At 67.5% G+C, this 22,610-nt stretch carries 26 protein-coding genes; 10 read left to right on the top strand and 16 right to left on the bottom strand.

Annotated features, from left to right (window positions below; translation table 11 throughout):
- Positions 1 to 34 precede the first annotated feature (34 nt).
- Together ACWUI7_RS01010 and ACWUI7_RS01005 are read right to left on the bottom strand one after the other, a co-directional pair.
- Entirely contained in the window at positions 35 to 2,419 is a 2,385-nt protein-coding gene (locus ACWUI7_RS01010; protein ID WP_496640293.1) for a heavy metal translocating P-type ATPase, read from the bottom strand.
- 113 nt (positions 2,420 to 2,532) lie between these two features.
- Positions 2,533 to 3,036, bottom strand: a complete 504-nt coding sequence (locus ACWUI7_RS01005) for a DUF367 family protein (protein ID WP_496640292.1) — start codon at positions 3,034 to 3,036, stop codon at positions 2,533 to 2,535.
- 171 nt (positions 3,037 to 3,207) lie between these two features.
- Between ACWUI7_RS01005 and ACWUI7_RS01000 the strand changes: the two genes are divergently transcribed.
- Positions 3,208 to 3,963: a coenzyme F420-0:L-glutamate ligase gene (locus ACWUI7_RS01000; protein WP_496640291.1), complete on the top strand. Its 756-nt coding sequence runs from the start codon at positions 3,208 to 3,210 to the stop codon at positions 3,961 to 3,963.
- Between the two features lie 32 nt (positions 3,964 to 3,995).
- A complete protein-coding gene (locus tag ACWUI7_RS00995) occupies positions 3,996 to 4,979 on the top strand; it encodes a 5,10-methylenetetrahydromethanopterin reductase (protein WP_496640580.1) in 984 nt (327 codons plus the stop codon).
- Between the two features lie 4 nt (positions 4,980 to 4,983).
- On the opposite strand, the gene ACWUI7_RS00990 is transcribed toward ACWUI7_RS00995, so the two are convergent.
- A complete protein-coding gene (locus tag ACWUI7_RS00990) occupies positions 4,984 to 5,223 on the bottom strand; it encodes a DUF8024 family protein (protein WP_496640290.1) in 240 nt (79 codons plus the stop codon).
- Positions 5,224 to 5,329: 106 nt separating this feature from the next.
- On the opposite strand from ACWUI7_RS00990, the gene ACWUI7_RS00985 reads away from it, so the two are divergent.
- From ACWUI7_RS00985 to ACWUI7_RS00975, 3 genes are all read left to right on the top strand, one after another.
- Positions 5,330 to 5,512, top strand: coding sequence for a hypothetical protein (locus tag ACWUI7_RS00985; RefSeq protein ID WP_496640289.1), 183 nt, complete (start codon positions 5,330 to 5,332; stop codon positions 5,510 to 5,512).
- Between the two features lie 115 nt (positions 5,513 to 5,627).
- Entirely contained in the window at positions 5,628 to 7,025 is a 1,398-nt protein-coding gene (locus ACWUI7_RS00980) for a cryptochrome/photolyase family protein (RefSeq protein ID WP_496640288.1), read from the top strand.
- A gap of 43 nt (positions 7,026 to 7,068) precedes the next feature.
- Positions 7,069 to 7,518 carry an acyl-CoA thioesterase gene (locus ACWUI7_RS00975; protein ID WP_496640287.1) on the top strand — a complete coding sequence of 150 codons (450 nt, stop codon included), beginning with the start codon at positions 7,069 to 7,071 and terminating at the stop codon, positions 7,516 to 7,518.
- A gap of 14 nt (positions 7,519 to 7,532) precedes the next feature.
- On the opposite strand, the gene ACWUI7_RS00970 is transcribed toward ACWUI7_RS00975, so the two are convergent.
- Both ACWUI7_RS00970 and ACWUI7_RS00965 read right to left on the bottom strand, forming a co-directional pair.
- Positions 7,533 to 8,357 (bottom strand): ABC transporter permease, encoded by an 825-nt coding sequence (locus ACWUI7_RS00970; RefSeq protein WP_496640286.1) that lies wholly within the window; start codon positions 8,355 to 8,357, stop codon positions 7,533 to 7,535.
- A complete protein-coding gene (locus ACWUI7_RS00965; protein ID WP_496640285.1) occupies positions 8,354 to 9,403 on the bottom strand; it encodes an ABC transporter ATP-binding protein in 1,050 nt (349 codons plus the stop codon). The genes ACWUI7_RS00970 and ACWUI7_RS00965 overlap by 4 nt, the downstream gene beginning before the upstream one ends.
- A gap of 56 nt (positions 9,404 to 9,459) precedes the next feature.
- Here ACWUI7_RS00965 and ACWUI7_RS00960 point away from each other — a divergent pair, with 56 nt between their 5' ends.
- Positions 9,460 to 9,918: a DUF8743 domain-containing protein gene (locus tag ACWUI7_RS00960; protein ID WP_496640284.1), complete on the top strand. Its 459-nt coding sequence runs from the start codon at positions 9,460 to 9,462 to the stop codon at positions 9,916 to 9,918.
- Positions 9,919 to 9,922: 4 nt separating this feature from the next.
- Here the strand turns inward: ACWUI7_RS00960 and ACWUI7_RS00955 are convergent, their stop codons facing one another.
- The 3 genes from ACWUI7_RS00955 to ACWUI7_RS00945 all read right to left on the bottom strand — a co-directional run bounded on the left by ACWUI7_RS00955 (position 9,923) and on the right by ACWUI7_RS00945 (position 11,864).
- Complete coding sequence (locus ACWUI7_RS00955; RefSeq protein ID WP_496640283.1) at positions 9,923 to 10,855, bottom strand: ABC transporter substrate-binding protein; 933 nt, start codon at positions 10,853 to 10,855, stop codon at positions 9,923 to 9,925.
- 93 nt (positions 10,856 to 10,948) lie between these two features.
- Positions 10,949 to 11,260, bottom strand: coding sequence for a DUF8101 family protein (locus tag ACWUI7_RS00950; protein ID WP_496640282.1), 312 nt, complete (start codon positions 11,258 to 11,260; stop codon positions 10,949 to 10,951).
- Complete coding sequence (locus ACWUI7_RS00945; protein WP_496640281.1) at positions 11,250 to 11,864, bottom strand: class I SAM-dependent methyltransferase; 615 nt, start codon at positions 11,862 to 11,864, stop codon at positions 11,250 to 11,252. Before ACWUI7_RS00945 ends, ACWUI7_RS00950 begins: the two co-directional genes overlap by 11 nt.
- A 111-nt stretch (positions 11,865 to 11,975) precedes the next feature.
- Between ACWUI7_RS00945 and ACWUI7_RS00940 the strand changes: the two genes are divergently transcribed.
- Positions 11,976 to 12,989, top strand: coding sequence for an aldo/keto reductase (locus tag ACWUI7_RS00940; protein WP_496640280.1), 1,014 nt, complete (start codon positions 11,976 to 11,978; stop codon positions 12,987 to 12,989).
- A gap of 17 nt (positions 12,990 to 13,006) precedes the next feature.
- Here ACWUI7_RS00940 and hisH read toward each other — a convergent pair whose 3' ends face one another.
- The 8 genes from hisH to ACWUI7_RS00900 form a co-directional block, all read right to left on the bottom strand.
- Positions 13,007 to 13,663 carry an imidazole glycerol phosphate synthase subunit HisH gene (gene hisH / locus ACWUI7_RS00935; RefSeq protein WP_496640278.1) on the bottom strand — a complete coding sequence of 219 codons (657 nt, stop codon included), beginning with the start codon at positions 13,661 to 13,663 and terminating at the stop codon, positions 13,007 to 13,009.
- Positions 13,664 to 13,706: 43 nt separating this feature from the next.
- The gene (phnE, locus tag ACWUI7_RS00930; RefSeq protein WP_496640277.1) at positions 13,707 to 14,675 is read right to left on the bottom strand and encodes a phosphonate ABC transporter, permease protein PhnE; all 969 of its coding nucleotides are present in this window, start codon (positions 14,673 to 14,675) and stop codon (positions 13,707 to 13,709) included.
- Entirely contained in the window at positions 14,672 to 15,514 is an 843-nt protein-coding gene (locus ACWUI7_RS00925) for a phosphonate ABC transporter ATP-binding protein (protein ID WP_496640276.1), read from the bottom strand. Before ACWUI7_RS00925 ends, phnE begins: the two co-directional genes overlap by 4 nt.
- 24 nt (positions 15,515 to 15,538) lie before the next feature.
- Positions 15,539 to 16,600 (bottom strand): PhnD/SsuA/transferrin family substrate-binding protein, encoded by a 1,062-nt coding sequence (locus ACWUI7_RS00920; RefSeq protein WP_496640275.1) that lies wholly within the window; start codon positions 16,598 to 16,600, stop codon positions 15,539 to 15,541.
- 133 nt (positions 16,601 to 16,733) lie between these two features.
- The gene (locus ACWUI7_RS00915) at positions 16,734 to 17,357 is read right to left on the bottom strand and encodes a uracil-DNA glycosylase (RefSeq protein WP_496640274.1); all 624 of its coding nucleotides are present in this window, start codon (positions 17,355 to 17,357) and stop codon (positions 16,734 to 16,736) included.
- A 40-nt stretch (positions 17,358 to 17,397) separates the two neighbouring features.
- Positions 17,398 to 18,819 carry a glycerate kinase type-2 family protein gene (locus ACWUI7_RS00910; RefSeq protein ID WP_496640273.1) on the bottom strand — a complete coding sequence of 474 codons (1,422 nt, stop codon included), beginning with the start codon at positions 18,817 to 18,819 and terminating at the stop codon, positions 17,398 to 17,400.
- A 75-nt stretch (positions 18,820 to 18,894) separates the two neighbouring features.
- Entirely contained in the window at positions 18,895 to 19,542 is a 648-nt protein-coding gene (locus ACWUI7_RS00905) for an endonuclease dU (protein WP_496640271.1), read from the bottom strand.
- The gene (locus tag ACWUI7_RS00900) at positions 19,539 to 19,718 is read right to left on the bottom strand and encodes a DUF5786 family protein (protein WP_435161985.1); all 180 of its coding nucleotides are present in this window, start codon (positions 19,716 to 19,718) and stop codon (positions 19,539 to 19,541) included. Before ACWUI7_RS00900 ends, ACWUI7_RS00905 begins: the two co-directional genes overlap by 4 nt.
- A gap of 89 nt (positions 19,719 to 19,807) precedes the next feature.
- Here ACWUI7_RS00900 and ACWUI7_RS00895 point away from each other — a divergent pair, with 89 nt between their 5' ends.
- The 3 genes from ACWUI7_RS00895 to ACWUI7_RS00885 are packed head-to-tail and all read left to right on the top strand — an operon-like array spanning position 19,808 to position 22,587.
- The gene (locus ACWUI7_RS00895) at positions 19,808 to 20,434 is read left to right on the top strand and encodes an MBL fold metallo-hydrolase (protein ID WP_496640270.1); all 627 of its coding nucleotides are present in this window, start codon (positions 19,808 to 19,810) and stop codon (positions 20,432 to 20,434) included.
- A 47-nt stretch (positions 20,435 to 20,481) separates the two neighbouring features.
- Positions 20,482 to 21,990, top strand: a complete 1,509-nt coding sequence (locus ACWUI7_RS00890) for a stage II sporulation protein M (RefSeq protein ID WP_496640269.1) — start codon at positions 20,482 to 20,484, stop codon at positions 21,988 to 21,990.
- A gap of 39 nt (positions 21,991 to 22,029) precedes the next feature.
- Positions 22,030 to 22,587 carry an Hsp20/alpha crystallin family protein gene (locus ACWUI7_RS00885; protein WP_496640268.1) on the top strand — a complete coding sequence of 186 codons (558 nt, stop codon included), beginning with the start codon at positions 22,030 to 22,032 and terminating at the stop codon, positions 22,585 to 22,587.
- Positions 22,588 to 22,610 lie beyond the last annotated feature (23 nt).

Below are 22,610 nucleotides of genomic sequence, written 5' to 3'. Positions count from 1 at the left end.
TCGCGGTTGCAGCCAGCGTCGACGGGGCGGCGGCTCAGCTCCTGTTGACGGCGTCGGGAGACGGCGACTCGGACTCATGTGGCGCCGGCGGCTCCGCCGGCTCGACGCTTCCGAGCCGGAGCGCGTTGCTCGTCACGCCCAGACTCATCCCCATATCGCCGACGACGACCGCCATCGCGACCGTCACGTAGCCGAGCGGTGCCCCGACGGCAAGAAGCGCCTTCACCGCGAGCGAGGCAGCAATGTTTGTTCGGATCGTTCGGCCTGCACGCCCGGCGAGGTCGAACGTGTACGGGAGTCGGCGAAGGTCCGCTCCCATGAGCGCCACGTCTGCGGTCTCGATCGCGGTGTCGGTTCCGGCAGCCCCCATTGCGATCCCCACGTCGGCGGCCGCGAGCGCCGGGGCGTCGTTAATCCCGTCGCCGACCATCGCGACACCCCCGTTGGTCGTTGAGGCGAGCTCTGTGACGGCCGCAACCTTCTCTTCAGGAAGGAGCGACGCGCGAACCTCGTCAACGCCGACGGTGGCGCCGATTGCGCGGGCGGTCCGCTCGTTGTCGCCGGTGAGCATTACGACGCGCTCGACCCCGAGCGCGTGGAGGCGGTCGACGACCCACGACGACTCCGGCCGGACCGTATCCGCGACCGCGACGACGCCGAGCAAGCGATCGGCCGTCCCGACGACGACGACTGTTTTACCGTCCGCCTGGAGGTCTGGGATTATCTCACCGGCCAAGTCGACGTAGCGACCGTGCTCGCACTCGGTCGCTGCGGGAACCGGCGACCCCGCTGTCGTCGCGTCGGGAGCGGCCGTCGTGGCTGCCGCGAGCCCACCGTCGGTTCGGACGTGTGCGTGCCCGAGGTCGAAGCCGAGCGACTCGAACAGTGAGGGCTTGCCGACGTAGTGCGTCTCGTCGTCGAGGTCAGCCCGGATGCCCTCGCCTGCGAGCGCTTCGAAGCTGGAGACGGCCGTGTCTGCGGCGGCCCCGTCATCGAGGTCGCACTCGCGGCCGCGGTCGACGATCGCCGCGGCGACCGGGTGTTCGCTCCGTTGCTCGAGGGCGGTCGCCCGGACGAGCACCGCGTCCGCGTCCGGGGCATCGAGCGGGATCACGTCGGTGACGGAGAGGTCGCCGGCGGTCAGCGTGCCCGTCTTATCGAGCGCGACGGTGTCGACGTCGCCGGCCGCCTCGAGGTGCTCGCCGCCTTTGATCAACACCCCGTTGCGCGCCGCCGCCGTCACGCCCGAGACGACGCTGACGGGCGTAGAGATCACGAACGCACAGGGACACGCGATCACGAGCAGCGTGAGTCCGCGAACGGTCCACGTCTCGACGGAGCCGCCGAGTGCGACGGTGCCGACGAGAACCGTTGTGACCGCGGCGGCGACGACGATCGGGGTGTACACGCGGGCAAAGCGGTCGACGAACCGCTCGGCTCGGGTCTGCTCGGCGGTGGCAGACTCGACGAGGTCGATCACCCGCGCAATCGTCGAGTCCTCGGCGGGTGCGGTCGTCTCGACCTCGAGGTAGCCGGCCTCATTGATCGAGCCGGCGTACACCTCGTCGCCGGGTGCGACCTCAGCTGGCACCGACTCGCCGGTGATCGGCGATTCGTCTACCGCGCCCGTGCCCTCGCGGACGACTCCATCGAGTGGGACTCGGTCACCGGGACGGATGGCGAGCCGCTCGCCGACCGCGACCGCCTCAACCGGGACCGTTGTCTCCTCACCGTCACGAAGCACGACCGCCTCATCCGGTGAAAGCGCAAGCAGCTCCCCTAGCGATCGTCGCGCCCGGTCGATAGAAAAGCGCTCTAACAGCTCGGCGACAGAGAACAACACCGCAAGCGTCGCCGCCTCGAACGGCAGATCGACGATCAACGCGGCGACGATCCCGATCGACATCAACAGGTCGATATCGAGGTGCAGGTTCCGGAGTGAGTAGGCGCCGTTTCGCAGTATCGGCGGCGCGGCGACACCGATTGCGGCGAGGTATGCCACAGTCGCCCCGGTCACCTCCCACGGACCGAAGGCGCCGACGCCCTCACCGAGTGTCACAAACGCTGGGTCGAGTCCTGGCACCGCCCACTCGAGTGCGAGCCCGACGAAGAGAAAGACACCTCCCGTCGCGGTCGCGATCGCCCGCCGGCTCGAGAAGAGTCCGTCCGCGACGGTCGACGCGTCCGTGTCAGCAACGTCGTAGCCGGCCCGCTCGACGGCCGCGACCAGCGCGTCCGGCGGACACACGTCGGGGTCGTGAGTCACGTCGACCACGCCGGCGGTCGCGCGGGTGTCGACGGCCACCACCCCCTCGCGGTCGAGGGCCGTCTCGACCTTCCCAGCACACGTCGGACAGTCCATGTCGGGGACCGTCAGCCGAATCTCGGCGGTCTCCCCCGTCCCCTCGCGGTCGCTCATACCCTGACGTAGCTCCTGGGTATATATTAACTCGGCTGCTATTTTCACCGAGAATTTTGCAACGTGCTCACAAGAACTCGGTGTCAGTTAGTATATTGTGTTCAGCATGTTGATCACCCGCGGTCGAGGTACGCCTGCTGGACGGCTACGACCTCGGTCGAGTCGGCGCAGTCGGCGTACCGACGGAGCGGCTCCGCGTTGAGTTCGAGAAATGTCTCTCCCCAGGTGAACTTCGCGAGGATCCGCGCCGCGTGGTCCGGTTCGCCGAGGATCGAGAGGGCGGCCGCGAGCGCCTCGACGGTCGTGAGTCGCATCGGGCGGCCGAAGTTCACGGGGTTTGCAGCGACGAGATAGGGTAGCGCGCGGTGAGCGCCCGACAGCGAGAATCGCTTCTCGCCGGCCGACTCCCACGAACAGTCGAGCGCAACTAGTGTGCGGTCCGTGGCGCGCTCGGTGTCAGCCGGCGAGAGTGCGCGCTCGGCGTGGGGATTCAACACGACCCCAGCGGGCGTCTCGCGGTCGCGGCGGTGGAGCGTCGCGAGGTCGAATCGCGAGAGCTTGCGGGCCGTACACTTGTCAGGGTCGTCGTCGCCCTCGTACCGGACGTGGAGTTCCACGTCGACTCGGAGCAGTGGACGGCGCTTAAACAACACGGAGCCACCGTCGTCGAGCCGATGCGATCGAACGAGGAGGGTGGCCCGCGATGGCCCAGCAGCGCGTCCACTGCGGTAGCGTCAAACCACCCCGGTACCGGCGAGGTTTTTCATCGTCGCCGTTCAGTGGGCAGTATGGAGCTGTTCGCCGTCCCGGACCTCCCCGAGATTTGGGAGGGAGACGACCTCGCCGCGCTGATCGACGACGCGGTCGACCTCCGGACGGACGACGTCGTCTGTGTCGCCAGCACGGTCGTCTCGAAGGCGGAGGGTCGAGCGTTCGACCTCGACGCGTTTCCGCCGAGTCCGCGCGCGGTCGAGGTTGCCGAGCGGCTCTCTGACTGTACGGGCGAAGAGAAGGACCCACGCTTCGCACAGGCCGTCTTAGAGGAGTCCACGGAGCTGATCATGGAGGCACCGTTTCTCCTCACCGCGACGCACTTCGGCCACGTCGGCGTCAACGCCGGCATCGACCGCTCGAACGTTCCCGATCACGATCTGTTGTTGCTCCCGAAACGCCCCGCAGAGAGTGCAGCGCGAATTCGCGCCGGAATCACCGCTGATCGCGTCGTCGTCACCGACACCTCCGGGCGACCGTTTCGACACGGTCAGCGCGGGGTCGCCATCGGGTGGGACGGGCTGCCGGCGAGCCGGGACTGGCGCGGCGAGGCCGACCGCGACGGACGCGAACTCGGTGTCACTGTCCAGAACGTTGTCGACGAGCTTGCCGCCGCCGCCAACCTCGTCGCCGGCGAAGGCGACGGCGGCACCCCCGTCGTCGTCGTCCGCGACTGGTCGTTCGGCGACCACGACGGCTCTGACGCCCACTTTCGTGCGGTCGCCGGCGACTTCGTTCGGCAGGCGCTCCGCGAGTGGAGCTACGACCCGTAGCGACGACCGACCAGCCGTCCGCCACCACACCCATGCTTGGAATCGAACTCACTCCCGAACACGACCCGCACCGCATCGTCAACCTCGGCGTCCGCGCCGAAGCCGCCGGCTACGACGTCGTCTACTCAACGTGTCACTACAACAACCGCGACCCTTGGGCCGTCCTCTCACAGCTCGCGACCGCGACCGAGTCGGTTCGGCTCGGCCCGGGCGTCGCCAACCCGTACGAGACGCACCCCGTCACGCTCGCCTCGAAGGTCGCGACCCTCGACGAGCTCTCCGAGGGACGCGCCGTCTTCGGGCTCGGCCCCGGCGACCCGTCGACGCTCTCGAACCTCGGATTAGCCGACGAGCGCGGACTCCGGTCCGTACTCGAGGCGTTCAAAACTGCGAAGCGGCTGTGGGCCGGCGAGCGCGTCGACGCCGACGGCACGTTCGAGGCCACGGGCGCCGGGCTCAACTACGATCCGCCCCAAGGCGCCGACATTCCGGTCCACGTCGGCGGCGAGGGGCCACACATGTGCCGGATGGCCGCGAAACACGCCGACGGCCTGCTCTACAACGGCTCACACCCGATGGACCTCGCGTGGGCCCGCGAGCAGGTCGAAGACGGCCTCGCGGACCGACCGAGCCACCGTGGCGACTTCGCGCTCGTGGCGTACGCCGCGGTCAGCGTGGACGAGGATCCAGCAGCCGCCAGAGAGGCCGCACGGCCGCCTGTGGCGTTCATCACCGGCGGCGCGGCCCAACCGGTCCTCAAGCGGCACGGCATCGACCGCGACGAGGCCACGGCGATCGGCGAGGCGATTACTGCCGGCGAGTTCTCCGCCGCGTTCGAGCGCGTCACTCCCAAGATGATCGACGCGTTCTGTATGGCCAGCACACCAGAGAAGGTCCGCGAGCGGGCCGTGGCACTCGCCGAGCACATTGACGGGCTCGTCATCGGCGCCCCGCTCGGTCCAGATCTCGAAGCGAGCGTCGACCTCGCCGCCGAGGCGGTCGACGGTGTATTCTGAGCGGCTACTCGCCTCGACCGCGGCCGCCAAGCGCTGGGAGCGTTATCCCAACTTCGTTGAGGAGACTGCCGACTGCGGCGTAGCCGAAGACGCCGACTGCGGTGAGTAACAGCGCCTGGCCAGTGACAATGAGGACTGCAGACAGCGGGTCACCGGCCCCGAGAATCAGGTCGTTCACGAAGACGTCGAGAAAGCGTCCGACGTCGGTGACGAGTCGCACCACGAAATCGAGGAGTGCCATCATTATCGATTGTTCGGGAGCGGGGTACTTGGCTCTTTCAGCTTCAGCGAGGCCGCCACGGGAGAACAGCCCAACGGTTATGTGTCCGAAGTCCGTGTATATAGCTGTCATGTGTCATCACATGGGCGAGGCGCTCTCGTGGGAGGAACTCGCGGAGCGTCACCGGGCAGACGCCACGGACGACCGACCGGACGCGACCAACGAGTCTGTCGAGCCGGCGGCCGATCGGCCGGACGAGGAGCCGGCCGGCGAGGAGCCACCCGCTGAGCCTCGCGCGCCCGCCGACGACTGACGCGTCCGGTTTCGTCTCGACGCGAGTCCTGCGTATCTTTCGACCGACGAGCGACGCGAGCGACGTGTCTGTGCCAGGTCGAAGGACATTATCGGCTCGGCCCCCAATCGATTGTATGCCGATCTTCTGGCACCGACGAGACCCACGAACCCGAGACAACGCCGGCCTCGCAGCCGCCGCACGCGACGCGACCCCGTCTGACCCGGTCGTTCCCGTCTTCGTGTACGACGCCGACCTGCTCGCCACGGTGGGCGCCCGGCAGCGCGGGTTCTTCCTCCGGCACGTCGCCGCCGTAGAGGACCGCTACCGCGACATCGGGAGCGACCTGATCGTTCGCGCCGGCGAGCCCGACGAGGTGCTCCCCGCGCTCGCGGAGACGTTCGACGCCGAGACGGTCTACTGTAACGACCACTATCGGGCGGCGAGACGCAACCGCCAGCGCCGCGTCGAGGAGGCGCTCGCTGCCGACGGCGTCGACCTCGACGGACGGACCGATCTCGTGTTGGTCGACCCGGGTCGTCTCGAGTCGTCGTACCCGAACCACAGTCAGTTCCACGGCGACTGGGAGGCGGTGCCAAAGCGAGGCCCGTACGCCGAGCCGGACTCCGACGTCCTCGCCGACGTCGCCGACGGCAAGACCGTTCCCGAGCCGGACGTCGACGTGGACCTCCCGCCGGCGGGGTACCGGGGCGCACGCGATCGATACGACGACTTCCTTGACGCCGGCATCCTCTCGTACAACGACACCAGAGACGACCTCCCGCGGGCGGTCGAGGCTCCAGCGCAGGGTGTCTCGCGCATGTCGCCGTATCTGGCGACGGGCGCGATCGGCATCCGTGAGGTGTGGGCGGGCGCGAGCGACGTGTACGACGCCGTCACCGGCGGTGAGCGCCGAAACGTCGATAAGTACCGCTATGAGTTGTCCTGGCGCGAGCAAATGTACCACCTGTTGTACTACAACCCGGACCTCGCCGTCTCGAACTACACGTCGTTCCCCAACGAGATCGCGTGGCGGGACGACGACGCCGACTTCGAGGCGTGGACGCGCGGTGAGACCGGCTACCCGCTCGTCGACGCCGGGATGCGACAACTGAATGCAGAAGGATACATCCACAACCGGCCGCGGCAGGTCGTCGCGAGCTTCCTCACGAAACACCTCCTCGTCGACTGGCGGCGGGGAGCGCGCTACTTCACTAAACAGCTGATCGACCACGACTACGCCTCGAATCACGGCGGGTGGCAGTGGACCGCCTCGACGGGGACCGATTCGGTCGACGTGCGGATCTTCGATCCTGTGAGTCAGGCGTCGAAGTACGACGACGGTGCACGCTATATCAGCGAGTACGTCCCAGAGTTGCGCAACGTCCCGGCCGACAAGGTGATCGACTGGCCAACGCTTTCTCGCCGCGAACGCGAGGAGCTCGCCCCCGAGTACGCCCACCCGATCGTCGACCGCAACGGGGGGTACGACCGCGCACAGCGGGTGTTCGAGGAGGCGCTCGGCAAGCGGTGAGCCCCGGCGACGGGGCTTTGTGTGGGTCGCCCCACACACCTATATGTCGAACGTCAGCGACACGTACATCGAGAACCGCCAGCGGGTACAGCCGACCCACACGAACAACTACGAGGCCGCACACGGCGGCACGGTCGTCAAGTGGATGGACGAAGTGGGTGCGATGTCGGCGATGCGCCACGCCGGCGAGACGTGTGTCACCGCGAAAATAAGCGAGCTTGATTTCGTCCGCCCGATTCCACAGGGGGACACCTGCGTGATCGAGTCGTACGCGTACGCCGCTGGCCGGACGAGCGTCCGGGTGCGGTTGCGCGCGTACCGCGAGGAGCCGCGGACCGGTACCCGCGAGCAGACGACCGACTCGTATTTTGTCTTCGTTGCCGTCGACGAGGCGGGCTCGCCGACATCGGTACCCGACCTTACCGTCGAGGGCGACCAATGTCGGAAACTTCGCGATGCCGCGCTCGCCGCGGAGCCGGACGAGACGCGGTGAGGAGTCCTCGCCGCTCAGTAGTCGCCCAGCACGCCGAGCCGTCGGGCGCGCCGCGTCGCGTAGTGGAACACGGCGTACCCGCCGGCGAGATAGACGCCAGCAACGGCAACGAGAAGCGTGAGGTCGCCGAGGCCGAACTGCCACAGTCGGACGCCGTCGACCATCGCCCGCTGTAACAGCGCGCTACCGTGTGCCAGCGGGAGCACTCTGAGCCAGGGGGCATCGAACACCGGTGCCGACACGAGGACGACGAACCCGAACTGCAGCAGGTTCAACCAACTGCCGACCCGCTTGTACAACACGGTGAGCCCGCCGGCGGCGAAGCCAAGCCCAAGCACCGAGGTGACCGCGAGCCCCGCGACAACGACAACCGTGAGCGGGTCGAGTGCGAGCCGCGTACCGGTGAGAAGCAGCATCACGGCGAGGACGACTGCCGAGGTAAGAAACGTCCGGACGACTTTCGCGACGCCTTTGATCAGCGCGACCGGTGCGAACCCGAACGGGGTGGTGACGTGTCGTTCGAGCGTCCCCCACTGCACCTCGCTGCCGACGTCGTTCGAGATCGACGAGTACGCGCCGACAGACAGCGTCCAGAGGAAGTAGCCGACGACGATCCCCGACAGCGAGTTGGCAAGCGCCTGGCCGGCGAGCAGCATTCCACCGTAGAACAGCACTCCGAAAAAGAACACGGCGACGATGACCCCGCCGACCGCGTTCGCGGGGTACCGGACAGTGATGAGGAACTCACGGACGAGGACCGCCCGTAGGAGGTGCCAGCGAGTCGCCGGGCGCGGGTCCGCGTCCGCGTCCGTTCGGGTCGACACGCGGTCGTCGGTCATCGTGACCGCCCTCCGTCGGTGATGTCGAGGAACACGTCCTCGAGGTCGGGTGTGACGGTCCGAACCTCGGACGGTGTTACCCCGTGTTCTCGCAGCACGTCCAGCAGCGCGTAGAGGTCGTCACCACTCGCGTCGACCTCGACGACAGATCGGCCCTCCGAGGCCGACGCACTGGATCGTTCGACGACCTCGACGGCGAACCGGTCACGAAGAGTGGCGACGACCGACCGGTCGAGATCGGGACTCGCGATCCGAGTCACGCCACGACCGGCAGCCGACAACAGTGCGTCCGGCGCGTCGTCGGCGACGATACGGCCGTCGGCAAGCAGGACGACACGGTCACAGACGGCCTCGACGGTGGGCATGTCGTGGGTACTTAAAAGCACGGTGAGCCCCTCCTCGCGCGCGAGTCGGCGGATCTCGCGTCGGAGGACGCGGGCGCTCTCGACGTCGAGCCCGAGGGTTGGCTCGTCAAGAAACACGAGCGACGCGCCGCCGGCGAGCACGCTCGCTAGCGACACCTTCTGTTTCATCCCACGCGAAAGGTCCCGGACCGGCGTGTCTGCCTCGTCAGCGAGCCCGAGTCGGTCGAGCAGGCGGTCGTGGCGGGCTGCGACCGAGTCGGGGTCGACACCGCCGATCGTCGCGAAGTACCGGAGGTTCTCGCGGACAGTAAGCCGCCAGTAGTCGTTGCGTGCGCCCTCCAGCATGGCGTCGACGTCGGCGTACGCCGCCCGTGGATCCGCCCGGGCGTCGGTGCCGAACAACCGGATCGTGCCGGCGTCGGGGAGCACCGTCCCGAGGATGGATTTGATGAGCGTCGTCTTCCCGGCTCCATTCGGACCGAGTAGCCCCACGACTGCGCCGCGTTCGACCGTCAGGCTCACCCCGTCAACCGCGAGGACCGACCCCTCGCCGGTGCCGTACTGCTTCGAGACGCCGTCGACGACGAGCGCCGGATCCGCGGTCGACCCGTCCGCAGTCGTCTCCTCGGCCGTCGACCCACCAGCCGTCCGATTCCGCGTCGACGCCGCGTTCCGTGCCATCGGGATTGGTACGGGTCGAACGGGGATATATCCGCGTTCGGTGCGCACGATAGCGCATGGATCTCGACCGGTTCGCCGCCGACACGCCGGCGGACGACGCCCCCGACGACGCCCGGGTCTGTGTGGTCGCGACGCGTCCGGACACCTTCGAGCGGTGTCGCGGCGGCTTCTATCCGGCGCCGCGTTCGTACGACCGGACGCGGGCCGACGTCGCCTACATGGCCTTTTATCGCACCGCGCCGGTGTCGGCGATCACCCACTACGCGCAGATCGTCGAGCGAACCGAACAGACCCGCGGCGGGCCCGGTCGGTTGGACGAGTCCGACTGGGAGGACCTCATCGACCCGTTCTCCGAGGAGCGCGTGGTCATCGTCTTCGAGTTCGAGTCGCTCGTGCCGTTGGATGCCCCAGTCGAGAACGACGGCAACGGGGTTCGCGGCGCGTGGTACTGTACAGTCGATGACCTCCGAACAGCCGACACGCTCTCCACGCTCGCAGCGCGGGCGGAGACGTGACGCCTCACACCGACGCGACCGACACCCGCCGCATTCGAGGAGCCTCCTCGGCCGCATCCTCGAACAGCCCCGCGGCGTGCTCGGGGTGCAGACACGCGAACACCGTCTCGAGCGACTCGACGAGCCGGTGGCTCGGCCGGTTCACGAGGGCGTTGCCGTCGACCGCGTACACCCGACCGGTCTCGACGGCCGTGAGCTCGGACCAGCCGGGGCGGTCCCGGAGCGTCGCGACCGCCTCGGTGGCCCGGTCTACCTCGAAGCCACAGGGTGCCACGACGAGAACCGCAGGGTCATATGCGCGGAGAGCGGCCCACGCGACCGGCTCCGAGGCGCCCGCCGGCTGGAACGACGGGTCGCCGCCGGCGAGCGCGATCATGTCCGAGACCCAGTGGCCGCCCCGGATCGGCGGGTCGGTCCAGTCGAGCACTGCGGTTCGCGGACGGCCAGTCGCGTCGACCGCCGCAGCCGCGCGCTCGCGAACCCGGTCGACGCGGGCCGAAAGCGACGCCGAGAGCGACGCGGCGGCCTCGCGTGCGTTCACCGCCGCGCCCAGCCGCGTGACGTCTTCGAGGACCTCCTCGAAGGAGTGCGGATCGAGCGTCACCACCTCGGGCGTGGGAGTGAGCGACGCGGCCGCCGCCTCGACCGCACTCGCGTCGACAGCACACACGTCACACGTCGCCTGGGTGACGAGACAGTCCGGGTCGAGCGCTCCGAGCCGGTCGACGTCGAGGTCGTACACTGCGCCCTCGACCGACCGCATCTGGGCGTCGATGTCGGCCGCCGAGCTATCGGCGTGGTCGACGACAGTGCTCGTCAGCGTTGGGAGGGCGTCGACGACCGGCGGGTGATCACAGCTGTGTGAGACGCCGACCGGTTCGACGCCGAGCGCGACCAGGAGTTCGGTCGCGGACGGGAGCAACGAGGCCACGCGCATGGGCGGTGAACTGCCTCGGGGTCAAGCCCCGAGGCACTCTGCCTCGAACTCTGTAGACGGTTCGAATCGACAAAGCGATTTGGACCAACGAAGTCACTCCGCGGCGACGTACGACCGCGCCGCCTCGGCGTACGCGGCTGCGAGTGTGGTATCGGGAAGCACGTCGGCGGCGGAGACACAGCCGCGGCGGATCCGGTCGCGCCGGTCGCCCGGCGGCAGCTTGTTCGTCGCCACCGTCTCGGCGGTCTCGAGGAGTGCCGTCGTGGTCTCGATGTCGTCGGCCCGCGCCGCCGACCGGGCCTCCGCGAGCAGCTGTGTGAGCGCCGCCCGAACGTCGTGTGGGACGTCTTCGATCGGTGTCTCGTCGGGAGCCGCGTCGTCGGGGCCGTCGACGTCAGTCGGCATCGATACTCTCCTCGGTCGCCGCGGTCACGAACTCGGTGCTGCTGCCGAGTGGGTCGGTCGCGGTCGTCGTCTCGAGGTCGACGAAGCCGGCCGACCGGAGCTGGTCGAGCGTCTGGGTGCGCCCCGGTGCCGAAAAGAACATCCGGCCGCCCATCCACCCGCGGCGCACCGTCTCGAACCGGCCGGCCGGCAGCGTCATCAACAGCCGGCCGCCGGGGCGGAGCACCCGAGCGAACTCCCGATAGGCCGCCGGATGTCGTTCGCGCGCGACGTGGAACACCGCGTGGTACGCCGTCACCGCGTCGAACCGCTCGGCCGCAAACGGGAGCGTGGACAGCTCACCGTGGACGAGCCGGGCATCTTGGACGGTCTCGCGTGCGAGTTCGAGCCCCCGTCTGGAGATATCGAGGCCGACGCTGCCCGCGGGGAGGTTCGCGAGCGTTCGGGCACCGTCGCCACACCCGACGTCGAGGACGACCGGGTCCGCCGGCAGGTCGGCCTGGAGGTCATCAAGCAACGCCGCGTCAGAGCCGGACGGGTCACGGCGCTCGGCGTACGTCTCTGCCACCTCGTCCCAGGCGCGCCGTACCGCGGTGCGGTCCATGCCGTGTGAACGGTCGCCACGGGTTTGTGACTTGTGTCGAACCGACCGGGTCGTTCGGCGTGTGCCCGCGGGTCCTCCAGGTTTTTCTCGTCGGGCGATGAGTACCAATCGATGACGAACACTCCGACCCAGCGGACCCTCGAGTTCACGCCGCTCACGGGGACCGGCCTCCAGACGAGCGAGCTCCAGTTCGGCACCTGGCGGTTCGGACGGGTGAACGAGGCGGGTGAGACCGAGATCGACGAGTCGCGCGCACACGCGCTGCTCGACGCGTATGCCGACGCCGGCGGCCGGTACATCGACACCGCCGACGTGTACGGTGGCGGCAGCTGTGAGCGATGGATCGGCGACTGGCTCGCCGAGCGGGACCGCGAGCGATACACGATCGCCTCGAAGATTTACTGGCAGATCCGCGACGGCGACCCGAACAGTCGCGGCACGAACCGCAAGAACGTCCGTGCCCGGATCGACGCGCTGCTCGACCGACTCGACACGGACTACGTCGACGTCCTCTACATCCACCGCTGGGACGACCAGACTGACGCCCGGGAGCTGATGAAGACGCTCAACGGCCTCGTCGAGTCAGGCCGCGTCCACTACCTCGGCGCCTCAACGCACCGACCGAACGCCTGGAAGGTCGCCCGGGCGAACGAGATCGCCCGCACGAACGGATGGGAGCCGTTCACCGTCCTCCAGCCGCGGTACAACCTCGTCGACCGCGAGATCGAAGGCGATTACCTGGCATTCGCCCGCCAGCAGGGGCTCGCCGTCTGCCCATGGAGTCCGCTCGGGCAAGGGTTTCTGACCGGGAAGTACGACCGCGACGCCGACGTGCCGGCCGGCTCGAAAGTGGCAGCTTCGAGTCGCTTTCGGGAGTCGTACCTCACCCCAGAGAACTTCGACGTCCACGAGGAGCTTGACGCGGTCGCCACCGCAGTCGACGCCACGCCGGCACAGGTCGCGCTCGCGTGGCTGTGTCACCGCGACGGGGTCACCGCGCCGATCGTCGGCGCACGGACTGTCGAGCAGCTCCACGAGAACCTCGCGGCCGCGTCGATAGACCTCTCACCCGCACAGGTCGACCGGTTGACAGCGGCGAAATCCGGGCCGTACGACGGACTCTGAGCAGGTGATCCGGCGGCCTACTCAGCGCAGTACTCGACGAAGTTCTGGAGTATCCGAAGCCCAGTCTCCCCGCTCTTTTCGGGGTGAAACTGTGTGCCAAAGACGTTGCCGGCGTCGTTGGCGACGACCGCTGGGAAGTCGACACCGTAGTCCGCTGTCGCGACGACCGCGTCAGGGTCGGCAGGCTCGGCGTAATACGAGTGGACGAAGTAGGCGTGGTCGCCGTCAACCCCGGCGACGAGGGGATGATCGCACTCGACGACCAACTCGTTCCACCCCATGTGGGGCACCTTCCGGTCGACGTCGAACCGGACGTTGGTGCCGGGAATCAGGTCGAGGCCAGTCACCTCGCCTTCGCCCTCGTGGTCGGCTTCTTCACTGGAGGTGAGAAGCATCTGCATACCGAGACAGATGCCAAAAAGCGGGCGACCCGCCGCGGCATGGTCAGTGAGCGCCTCACGAAGCGGGCCGGCGTTTTCCATCCCCTCGCGGAACGCACCAACACCGGGGAGCACGACCCCGTCTGCGGCCGCGAACGCTTCGGGGTCGTCGGTGATCTCGACGGCCGCGCCCGCCCGCTCCAGCCCGCGAGACGCAGAGCGGAGGTTTCCGAGGCCATAGTCAACGAGGACGACGTCCGCCAGCGTCTCCGCGGGCGGTTCAAACGAGTGCATACGTTCCTGTTATCGGGCGAGGAAAAGTCGGTTTCCCTTCGGCTCACTTCAGCACCGACTCGGCCATCCGCTGGGGGAACCCAAGCAGGAGCGAGACGAGTCCCTGCGTTTCTTCGTCTGCGCGCAGTGTCGACCGAACCCGCTGAGAGACGACCTCCACGCTGATTATCAACGCCAGGATGACGAGGATCGTCGCCATCATGTTGGTGAACGCGAACAGCCCCTGCTGGACGCTCAACACCTGTCCGAGGCCGCCACCACCGATGATGCCGAGTGAGACAGCGATCCGAACGTTGATTTCGAAGATGTACAGGGTCCACGCGATGAACGGCGTCGTCACCTGTGAGAGCATCCCAAAGGTGATCGTCTGTGGTTTGTTCGCGCCGGTCGTCTCCATCGCCTCGATCGGACCGTCTTCGATCTCCTCGAGTTCGTCGGTAAAGAGCCGTCCGAGGTTACCGATCGTGTCCGTCGCAATCGCGAGCGTCGCCGTGACGGGACCGATGCCGCCAAGCGGGATGAAGATCAGCGCCCACACTAATGCGGGGATCGCACGAATAGACGACATGACCCCGCGAAAGAGGAAGTTGAACGGGAACGGCGTGACCCGTCCCGATCCGAGGACGCCGAACAACAGCGCCAACGGGAACCCCATGACTGTGCCGGCAAAGCCCATCGCCAGCGTGATGCCGGCCTCTCCGAGCAGCGGTGTGTCACCGCCGAACCCGCCCCAGATCAGGTTCCGTTCCTCGATGAACGTCCAGTATTCGATGAACCCCGCCGGGTCGACGTACGGAAACGAAAGGGTGAGAAATGGGAAGAAGTCACCGAGAGCACCGAGGAAGTTCGGGAGGTACCGCGGGATATTTGCCGCAAAGAACCCGACCGACGTGAGGGCGTAGTAGAACGCCGCAGTCGTGACGACGACGCCAATCGCGAGCACCACGACGCGGACCTTGCGCGCGAGGGCAATGTCGGCGTACCGGTCGCGGACGCGGTCAGAGTGACTCACTGTCGACTCCCCCCGTCAGGTGCCGCCTCCGTCGTGTCACCCGTCGGCTCCGTCGTCGCGGATCCGTCGGCCGAGGCGGCATCACCGCTTGTCGAGCCCTCAGGCGCGAACAACTCGTCGGTGTCGATGTCGCCGTATATCTCGTCTATCACGTCCATATCGAGCGCGTCTCGATAGCCGTCGAACACCTTCCGGCCGTTCCGGAGCCCGATAAAGCGCTCACCGAACTTTCGCGCGAGGTTCACCTGGTGGAGACTGATGATCGCGGTCAGTCCCCGATCGCGTGCGGCGGTTCGGAGGTACCCCATCACCTGCTGGGCGGAGCCCGGGTCGAGACTCGCGACCGGCTCGTCAGCCAGCAGCACGCTCGGGTCTTGGACCAGCGCACGGGCGATTCCGACCCGCTGTTGTTGGCCGCCAGACATCTGCCGGGCCCGCTGCTGGGCCTCGTCTAAGAGGCCGACCGTTTCCAGTGCATCCAACGCGTGGAGTTTGTCGTCTGCGTCCTGAAACTGGAGCAGCGAGCGCACGAACGAGTTGCGGTTGAGCGAGCCGGTGAGCGCGTTCGAGTACGCGGTCATCTGTCCGATGATGTTGTGTTGTTGGAAGATCATCGCGATGTCGTCACGCGGACCCGTGACCGGTGCATCGTCGATACGAACCGTCCCCGCCGTGGGCGTCTCCAAGCCGTTGAGACACCGGAGCAGCGTCGACTTCCCGGATCCGGAGATGCCGAGCACGACGACGAACTCGTCGCCGGGGATCTCGAAGGAGACGTCGTCGAGCGCGACGGTGTCGCCGAACCGCTTCGTGAGGCCGTCGACCGTAATGCGACTCATGTAGTGTGTGGTGGTCCGCTGTCGTTACGAGAGGTCTTCGAACTCGAGACCGAGCTCGTCCATCACGGTCGCGATCATGGTGTAGTCCTCGTAGTCACCCGCCTGGACGCCGGTGAACCAGAGCGGCTCGCCGTCGTAGTCGTCGCCGTGGCTGAGATCCGACTCGGTCACGTTCAGTATCGCCTCCTCGATCTCTGCTTTTACCGGGGACTCCCAGTTGCTACGGGTAACGAGTGGCGCTCGCGGGATCGGGTCAGAGACGGCAATCAGCTGGAGCTCGGTGCCAGACGACTCGATCTCGTCGCCGGCGCCCTCGTACTCCGCAGAGATGTCGACGAAGTCCTGTGACAGCTCCTCGAACTGCGCCTGTGGAACGAACGGGGCAGACGAGAACGCGCCGGTCGTCGCCGCCATCACGTCGTCGCGCTGAGCCATCTGTTCGCGGGCCGTGGTGTGATCGGAGTACTCTGCGTCGAAGTCAACGGCGTCCCCGTCGGGGGCACTTCCGATGTCGAGTCCGGCATCTTGTAACACGGTGAGTGGCACGAGCGTCCCCGACACAGAGAGGATATCGCCCATGTAGATCAGCTCGCCCTCGAGGTCGCTCAGCGACTCGATCCCCGAGTCGGGTGTGGTGGTGATAGTCGAGAAGTACTGGGCCGCGCCGTAGGCGATCCGGACGCCAACGATATCGACGACACCCTCGCCAGCGACCACCGCAGACGGCGAGATATCCGCGATCTCCCCCTGATCGTTGCGCATCGCCTGGAGCGTCGCCGTGTAGCTCGCCGCGCGATCCGGTTCGATCGCGACGTCGACTTCGGACTCAAGGTACTCAAACATCGGCTGGTACTGTTGTTCGATCTCAACGTCCGCCTCTGCGGGATTCAAGATGAACTGTGCCGTCGGCGTCGACTCGGTCGACCCCGTCGTCTCACCGTCACCTGATGCGTCACCCTCCCCGCTAGACCCCTCGTCACCGGCGGAGCCGCCGCCGCTGGAACAGCCGGCGAGCCCAGCGACTCCGGCCGCGCCCGCTGTCGTGAGAAACGTTCGCCGATTCGCCGACCACCTGTTGTCGGACATACACGGAGAAACATCGTCTCGGACGACTAATCGTTTACTATGTTGCGTATGTACTCGTCCACAAACCGACACGTGCACCCCGAGAGCCGACAGATAGTGGCACCTTGGTGACCCCACACCGAGCAGCCTCCACTCAGAACTCACCGAGCCGCGATTGACCGTCGCCCCCGGTTCCGGTGGCGCTGCCGGCCCCAGTCAGTTCGGCCGCCATCGCGATCGTCTCGAAGAATCCCGCCCGCTGGCTCCGGTCGTACAGCGTCGCCGCCGGATGGACGGAAAGCAAGATGCGACGCGACGCGTCGGCGATCCGGACGTCGACGATGTCGCCCGATTCGCCGGTTATCGCCACCGATCGGTCGAGCAGGTGTTCACTCGGCACCTTCCCGAGGGTGACGATGAGCGTCGGGTCGAGCCGGTCGATCTCCGCCTCAAGGTAGCCACGACAGTTCGTGAGCTCCTCGGCGGTCGGATCGCGGTTGTCCGGCGGTCGACACCGTACGCAGTTCGTGATTCGGACATCCGGTCGGGCGAGTCCAGCGTCGCGGAGCGCCTCGTCGAGGACGTCGCCGGACCGCCCGACGAACGGCTCACCCTGTTCGTCTTCGGACGCCCCCGGGCCCTCGCCGACAAACAGGAGGTCCGCGTCGACCGGTCCGACCCCCTCGACAATCTGCGTGCGCGACGCGACGAGCGCCGGACATCGCTCGCAGGTTCCGACCTCAAGGTGTTCATCGAGCTGCGGTGGATCTTCGCTCATGGACCAGATCGGCCCGGCGGCGGCATAAGTTCGGTCGGTCTCACCGGGCGTCCGAGTCGATAGCATTCACCGAATCGTCACCGCCATCGGTGACACCGGGCCCGACAGCGACGACGCGAAGGTCGTTTACGTTCGTACCTGTGGGTCCCGTTCGTACCAGCGCGTCCGCGTCGGCCAACAGCGAGGCGGCATCGTGTCGTGCGAGCGCCTCGCGAGCGGCCTCGTCGGCTACCGTCTCGGCGTCAACGATGCCGCCGGCCGCGTTGCTCGCCCCGTCGATTCCGTCGGTGTCAACGGCGGCGACGACGATATCCTCGCGGTCAAGCGCGAGTCCCGCGCGCACGACGAACTCAGCGTTTGGACCGCCGACGCCCGGTTCGGTCGGCGTCTCAGAGAGCCGTACCGTCGTCTCGCCGCCGGAGAGGAGCACCGCGGGTGGCGACACCGGTGAGCCGGTGTCGACACACCCCCCGGCGAGCGCAGCGTGCTCGCGGCCGGCCGTGCCGGCGTCATCCTCGATGTCGGCCGCAACGATCGTGGCGTCGTAGCCTTGCCGCTCAGCTGCGTGGGCCGCCGCCGTCAGCGCTGTCTCGCCGTTGGCGAGCACGGCCCCCAACGCGCGGTCGAACGCCGGGTGAGAAGCCGTCGGCGTCTCGGGGCGCTCGCCGGAGACTCCCGCATGAAGGTGTGTGTCGACCACAGATGGGAGATCGAGGTCATAGCGCTCGGCGACGTCGATGGCGTTCGCGAACGTGGTGGAGTCGGGCGTCGTCGGACCGCTTGCGATCACGGCCGGGTCGTCACCGACCACGTCGCTCACGGCGAGCGTCACCACCCGCGCGGGGGCAGCGAGTGCCGCGAGGCGGCCGCCTTTGACCGCCGAACAATGTTTTCTGACGGCGTTTATTTCCCCAATTGAGGCGCCGGACGCGAGCAGCTCGTCGGTGAGTGTTCGGAGGGCCGCAACAGGGATCCCGTCGGCCGGGGCCGCGAGGATCGCGCTCCCACCGCCGGTGAGCGCGACGAGGACGAGGTCACGCTCGCCTGCCGCCGCAGCAACCTCGCGGACTCGTTTTGCGCTCTCGGTCCCACGGGTAGTCGGCCGAGGATGGTCGCCAGGCAGCACCGCGAACGGCTCGCTCGCCGCGTCTTCCGGATCCGTCGTGATGACTGCCCCACCGTCAATCCGGTCGCCGAGCCGCTTGGCGAGCGCCGACGCGAGGTCATCCGCAGCCTTCCCCGCGCCGAGGAGGAGGATCCGGTCGTACGCGTCGAGAGTAACGGCCGTGGTCGTCCCGTCGACGTCGGCGATCTGAAGTGTCCCGCTGTCGACCGTAACGGCGTCGGCGACGACCGAGGCGGGGAGCGCGGCGTCGATACCGGCCGCGAGACAGTCGAGCGCGGCCGCGTGTGTCGGTGTCCGCTCGATCGTTGCACGGTCAGCGAAGCGGCTGTCGGTCACACCGAGGGCCTCGGCTGGCGGTGGATTATATCCATCGGCACGGAGACCCGGTTCCTGCCGTCGTCACTCCACCCACTACGCGGAGTCGATGTGGTCGGGCGTCGCCGCGCGGTGGGCATCTGCCGCGATTCCAGCGACGCGAAGCGGCTCGGGTCGGCGGAATCCCGCTCGGACGAGAGACCGGACGACCGTCGCGGCGCGGTCGGCATCGATCCCAACGGCCCGGACAAAAAGCGGCGCGAGATCGCGATTCGGGTCGGCGGCGGTCGTAGGTGCGGTCGACCGACCAGTCGCGGATGCGGCCGACTCGTCGTCAGTGAGCGGGTCGACGCGATGGCGCGACGGAAGCGACCGGTACGTCGACAGTCGGGTCTCGAGTGCCTCACCGTCGAAGGCCTCACAGAGCGTCGGCTCGAGGCCGTCGCTCGCCTCGTAGCTCACGGCGGTGACGGGACGGTCGATTGCCGCTTGGAGCGCTTCTAGGTCGATTAGGTTGAACCACGCGGGGGCAACACCGGCGAGTGAGACGTGGCGAACGTCCTCGCGGCCGAGGTCGGTGACGAGTGAACGAACCGCCTGGGTTGCGTCGGTTCCACCGACAGTGCACGCGTCGTACGCAAGGCCATCGACGGTACCATCGGCTCGACAGATAGCGCCCGCGATTCGGCTCACACGGTCACCGTCGGAGAAGGCGACGCCGAGCGTGCGACTCGGCGGTGTCACTCCTCAGCTTTGATTTCTTCGAGCCGATCGAGGAGTTCGTCGTTCGATGCGCCTGGTTCGTACTCGACGGATCCGTCGTGGGTCTCCTGGGCAGCGCGAACGCCGTCTTCGTCGTCGAAGTCCGCGTCGAGGTCCTGGTTCTCCTGTTCGGACTCGTCGTAGCTCCCGAAACCCATGTGTATGTGGTACTACTGGCCTGCGCGGAATAAATCCCTCGCCGGGCCCGCACGTGCGGTTTTTCACCCGGCCGGCGCCAATCAGACACATGGAGCCGATCTGTGTCACCGCCGATGCGACGTCGTTCACCTGTAACGCGTACCTCGTCCCCGGCGAGCGACCGACGCTCGTCGACGCCGGAACGATGCCCGGTGTGGACGCCGTGATCGCCGACCACGTCGACACGGTCGACCAGGTAGTGGTAACCCACCAGCACCGCGACCACGTTGGCGAGCTCGACGCGGTGCTCGATCGGTTCGACGCGCGTCTGCTCGCGGCCGCCGACCACCCGCGTAGAGACGACTCGCTCACCGACGGCGACGAGATACGCATCGGCGACGAGACGTGTACCGTCGTCGAGACGCCAGGCCACGCTCCCGACCACATCTCACTCGTAGGTGACACACGGGTTTATACCGGCGACGTCGTCGTCTACACCGACGGCGCCTTCGACGACGGATCGTTTGGCCGAACCGATGCCCCTGGACAGTCACGCGAGCGACTGATCGCCAGTCTCCAGCGACTCCTTGAGCAGCTCCCGGACGCGGTTGGGGCGATGTATCCGGGCCACGGCGACGTCTATCGGGCTGCTGACGGGACGGATAGCGTTCGCGCCGTGATGGAGCGCGCGCTCTCGCGTGCCGAGCGACGCGAACCAAAGTACCCTGACGAGTGATCGACGCCCGCGGCGGGAATTAAGTGCGAGACGACCGAATCGCCAGTATGGACCTATCGACGGCCGTCGCCGTCACCGTGACGACCCTTCGACGGCGGCCGGCCGACCTCCTGCCGTTTTATCTTCTCGGGACGGCCGTGCCGGCAATCGCTCGTACCGGGCTGTTGCTCGCACTCGCCGGGGCATACCTCCACGCCGAGCTGACCGGTCGAGTAGACGCTGCCGTCGACGCGCTCGCAGGAGCGGACCTGACACCGCCATCTACGGAGGACCCGGAGGCGATCGCTCGCTGGGCGCGCGACGTCGAACCGGTCGTCGAACCACTCGCCTCACCGACCGCGGTGGGGCTCCTCGGTGGCGGCGTGCTCCTCACGGTACTCATCGCGATCCTCGCGTACGCGGCGGTCTCAGCCGGACAGATGAGCGCCGTCGCCGCCCGAATTCGTGGTGATCGCGGCGGGACAGCTGGGGTCGTTGGGAGTCGCCATCGGTGGCGAACGTTTCTCGGCCTGTACGTCGCAGAGATCGTTCTCTGGATCGGTATCACCGCGCTTGCCAGCGGTGTCGTCGGTGTCATCGGCCTCGTCGCCGGACCATTCGCCGGAGCGCTCGTCGGGCTCGGTATGGTGCTCGTCGCAGGCAGCGCGCTAGTGCTCGTCCGTGTCGTCTTCGCGTTCGCGCCCGCGGCCGTCGTCGTAGACGACGTCGGCGTCTTCGATGGTGTGTCTAGCGCCGGGGGGTTCATCCGGGCGAATCCCGTCGACGCCGCTGCGTACCTCGTGGTGGCCGCGGGCGTCTTGGTTGCCATCTCGTCTGCGGCCTCCGGCGCCGTGTATCTCGGCGGAAGCGCCCTCGTCGCATTGGGAAGCGCCCTCGTCGCTGCGCCGGCGCTCGACATCGTGAAGACCGCGCTCTACGGCGACCACCGCGGGGTGGTCGCCCCCGTTGGGGCGCCCGCTGTCGACCCGGTCGAACAGCTCACCCGTGGGCTCCGTCGTGGGTGGGACGAACTCACCGGATTCGTCCGGCGGACACCGGTGACCCATCTCTTCGTGGTTGCCGTCGGCGTCGGGGCCGGGATCGGTGGCTGGGCCGCTGCGGAGCCGTTCGCCGGCGCGGTGTCGACGTCGATCGAGGCCCGACTCGTCGGACACATGCCACCGGTTGCCACGGTCACGTTTTTCGGCAACAACTGGACGGTTGCGATGGCGACCGCGTTCGGCGGGATCGCACTGGCCGTCCCAGCGGTGATGTCGATTGCGCTCAATGGGGCCATCCTCGGTGGCGTCGCCGCACTGGAGGTGAACCGCCAGGCGCTCGTTGCGTTCGTCGCGCCACATGGGCTCCTTGAGATCCCCGCGATTATCATCTCCGGAGCTGTCGGTGTCCGTCTCGGTGTCGTCGCCTGGCGCACGTACCGTGGTCGTCTGCGGCGAACAGCGCTCGCAGACGCGCTTGAACACGCATTCTGGGTGATCGTCGGAGTTGGCGTGCTCATGGCCATCGCGGCCGTAATCGAGGGATTCGTGAGCCCGTACTACTGGCGGCTCTTGTGACCACATATTGAAGTCGATCGGGCACCAATTTTGACCTATATGAACCGACGTGATCCGTTCACAGACGTCGAAGAGCTGGTCGAACGCGTTGATCAGGAGCTCGGGAAGATCGGTGCGAGCTTCGAACTACCCGGTGGCCGCCGGGTGCCGGTCGACGTCATCGAAGGTCCAAACGCGGTGACCGTAGCCGCCGACCTCCCCGGCTACGAGGAAGAGTCTATCACCGTCGAATTCGACGACGGCGTGCTCACGATCGCTGCGACTCCGGCCGAAAACGCTGCCTCGATCGGGGAACCGGAGGCGGCCGAAGCGAACCACGGTGACGACGAGGCGAGCCACGATGACGCTGGGGAAGACCACGGAGACGATAAGCCACCCCATGATAACGCTGGGGCGACTCACGATGGTGAATCGCCATCGACCGACGAGCGCACCTACCAGATCCGCGAGCGTCACCGCGGAGACGTCTCCCGTCGTTTGCCGGTCGGTGCGACGGTCGACGCGGGGGGAGCGACCGCCGCGTACGACGCCGGCGTGCTCACCGTCACGCTGCCGAAGCGATCCGCCGCCGACACCCACCGGATCGACGTCGAGTGACGCCGGGCGAGGCGTGCAGTTTT

The sequence above is a fragment of the Halorubrum orientale genome (genome assembly GCF_059623105.1).
This window is presented reverse-complemented; position numbering and strand designations above follow the sequence as displayed.

What these genes read in the sequence shown, in the direction of transcription:
- ACWUI7_RS01010 (WP_496640293.1), bottom strand. Translation starts at nt 2,419, where the DNA reads ATGAGCGACCGCGAGGGGACGGGGGAGACCGCCGAGATTCGGCTGACG.
- ACWUI7_RS01000 (WP_496640291.1), top strand. Translation starts at nt 3,208, where the DNA reads ATGGAGCTGTTCGCCGTCCCGGACCTCCCCGAGATTTGGGAGGGAGAC.
- ACWUI7_RS00995 (WP_496640580.1), top strand. Translation starts at nt 3,996, where the DNA reads ATGCTTGGAATCGAACTCACTCCCGAACACGACCCGCACCGCATCGTC.
- ACWUI7_RS00990 (WP_496640290.1), bottom strand. Translation starts at nt 5,223, where the DNA reads ATGATGGCACTCCTCGATTTCGTGGTGCGACTCGTCACCGACGTCGGA.
- ACWUI7_RS00985 (WP_496640289.1), top strand. Translation starts at nt 5,330, where the DNA reads ATGTGTCATCACATGGGCGAGGCGCTCTCGTGGGAGGAACTCGCGGAG.
- ACWUI7_RS00980 (WP_496640288.1), top strand. Translation starts at nt 5,628, where the DNA reads ATGCCGATCTTCTGGCACCGACGAGACCCACGAACCCGAGACAACGCC.
- ACWUI7_RS00975 (WP_496640287.1), top strand. Translation starts at nt 7,069, where the DNA reads ATGTCGAACGTCAGCGACACGTACATCGAGAACCGCCAGCGGGTACAG.
- ACWUI7_RS00970 (WP_496640286.1), bottom strand. Translation starts at nt 8,357, where the DNA reads ATGACCGACGACCGCGTGTCGACCCGAACGGACGCGGACGCGGACCCG.
- ACWUI7_RS00965 (WP_496640285.1), bottom strand. Translation starts at nt 9,403, where the DNA reads ATGGCACGGAACGCGGCGTCGACGCGGAATCGGACGGCTGGTGGGTCG.
- ACWUI7_RS00960 (WP_496640284.1), top strand. Translation starts at nt 9,460, where the DNA reads ATGGATCTCGACCGGTTCGCCGCCGACACGCCGGCGGACGACGCCCCC.
- ACWUI7_RS00955 (WP_496640283.1), bottom strand. Translation starts at nt 10,855, where the DNA reads ATGCGCGTGGCCTCGTTGCTCCCGTCCGCGACCGAACTCCTGGTCGCG.
- ACWUI7_RS00950 (WP_496640282.1), bottom strand. Translation starts at nt 11,260, where the DNA reads ATGCCGACTGACGTCGACGGCCCCGACGACGCGGCTCCCGACGAGACA.
- ACWUI7_RS00945 (WP_496640281.1), bottom strand. Translation starts at nt 11,864, where the DNA reads ATGGACCGCACCGCGGTACGGCGCGCCTGGGACGAGGTGGCAGAGACG.
- ACWUI7_RS00940 (WP_496640280.1), top strand. Translation starts at nt 11,976, where the DNA reads ATGACGAACACTCCGACCCAGCGGACCCTCGAGTTCACGCCGCTCACG.
- hisH (WP_496640278.1), bottom strand. Translation starts at nt 13,663, where the DNA reads ATGCACTCGTTTGAACCGCCCGCGGAGACGCTGGCGGACGTCGTCCTC.
- ACWUI7_RS00925 (WP_496640276.1), bottom strand. Translation starts at nt 15,514, where the DNA reads ATGAGTCGCATTACGGTCGACGGCCTCACGAAGCGGTTCGGCGACACC.
- ACWUI7_RS00920 (WP_496640275.1), bottom strand. Translation starts at nt 16,600, where the DNA reads ATGTCCGACAACAGGTGGTCGGCGAATCGGCGAACGTTTCTCACGACA.
- ACWUI7_RS00915 (WP_496640274.1), bottom strand. Translation starts at nt 17,357, where the DNA reads ATGAGCGAAGATCCACCGCAGCTCGATGAACACCTTGAGGTCGGAACC.
- ACWUI7_RS00900 (WP_435161985.1), bottom strand. Translation starts at nt 19,718, where the DNA reads ATGGGTTTCGGGAGCTACGACGAGTCCGAACAGGAGAACCAGGACCTC.
- ACWUI7_RS00895 (WP_496640270.1), top strand. Translation starts at nt 19,808, where the DNA reads ATGGAGCCGATCTGTGTCACCGCCGATGCGACGTCGTTCACCTGTAAC.
- ACWUI7_RS00890 (WP_496640269.1), top strand. Translation starts at nt 20,482, where the DNA reads ATGGACCTATCGACGGCCGTCGCCGTCACCGTGACGACCCTTCGACGG.
- ACWUI7_RS00885 (WP_496640268.1), top strand. Translation starts at nt 22,030, where the DNA reads ATGAACCGACGTGATCCGTTCACAGACGTCGAAGAGCTGGTCGAACGC.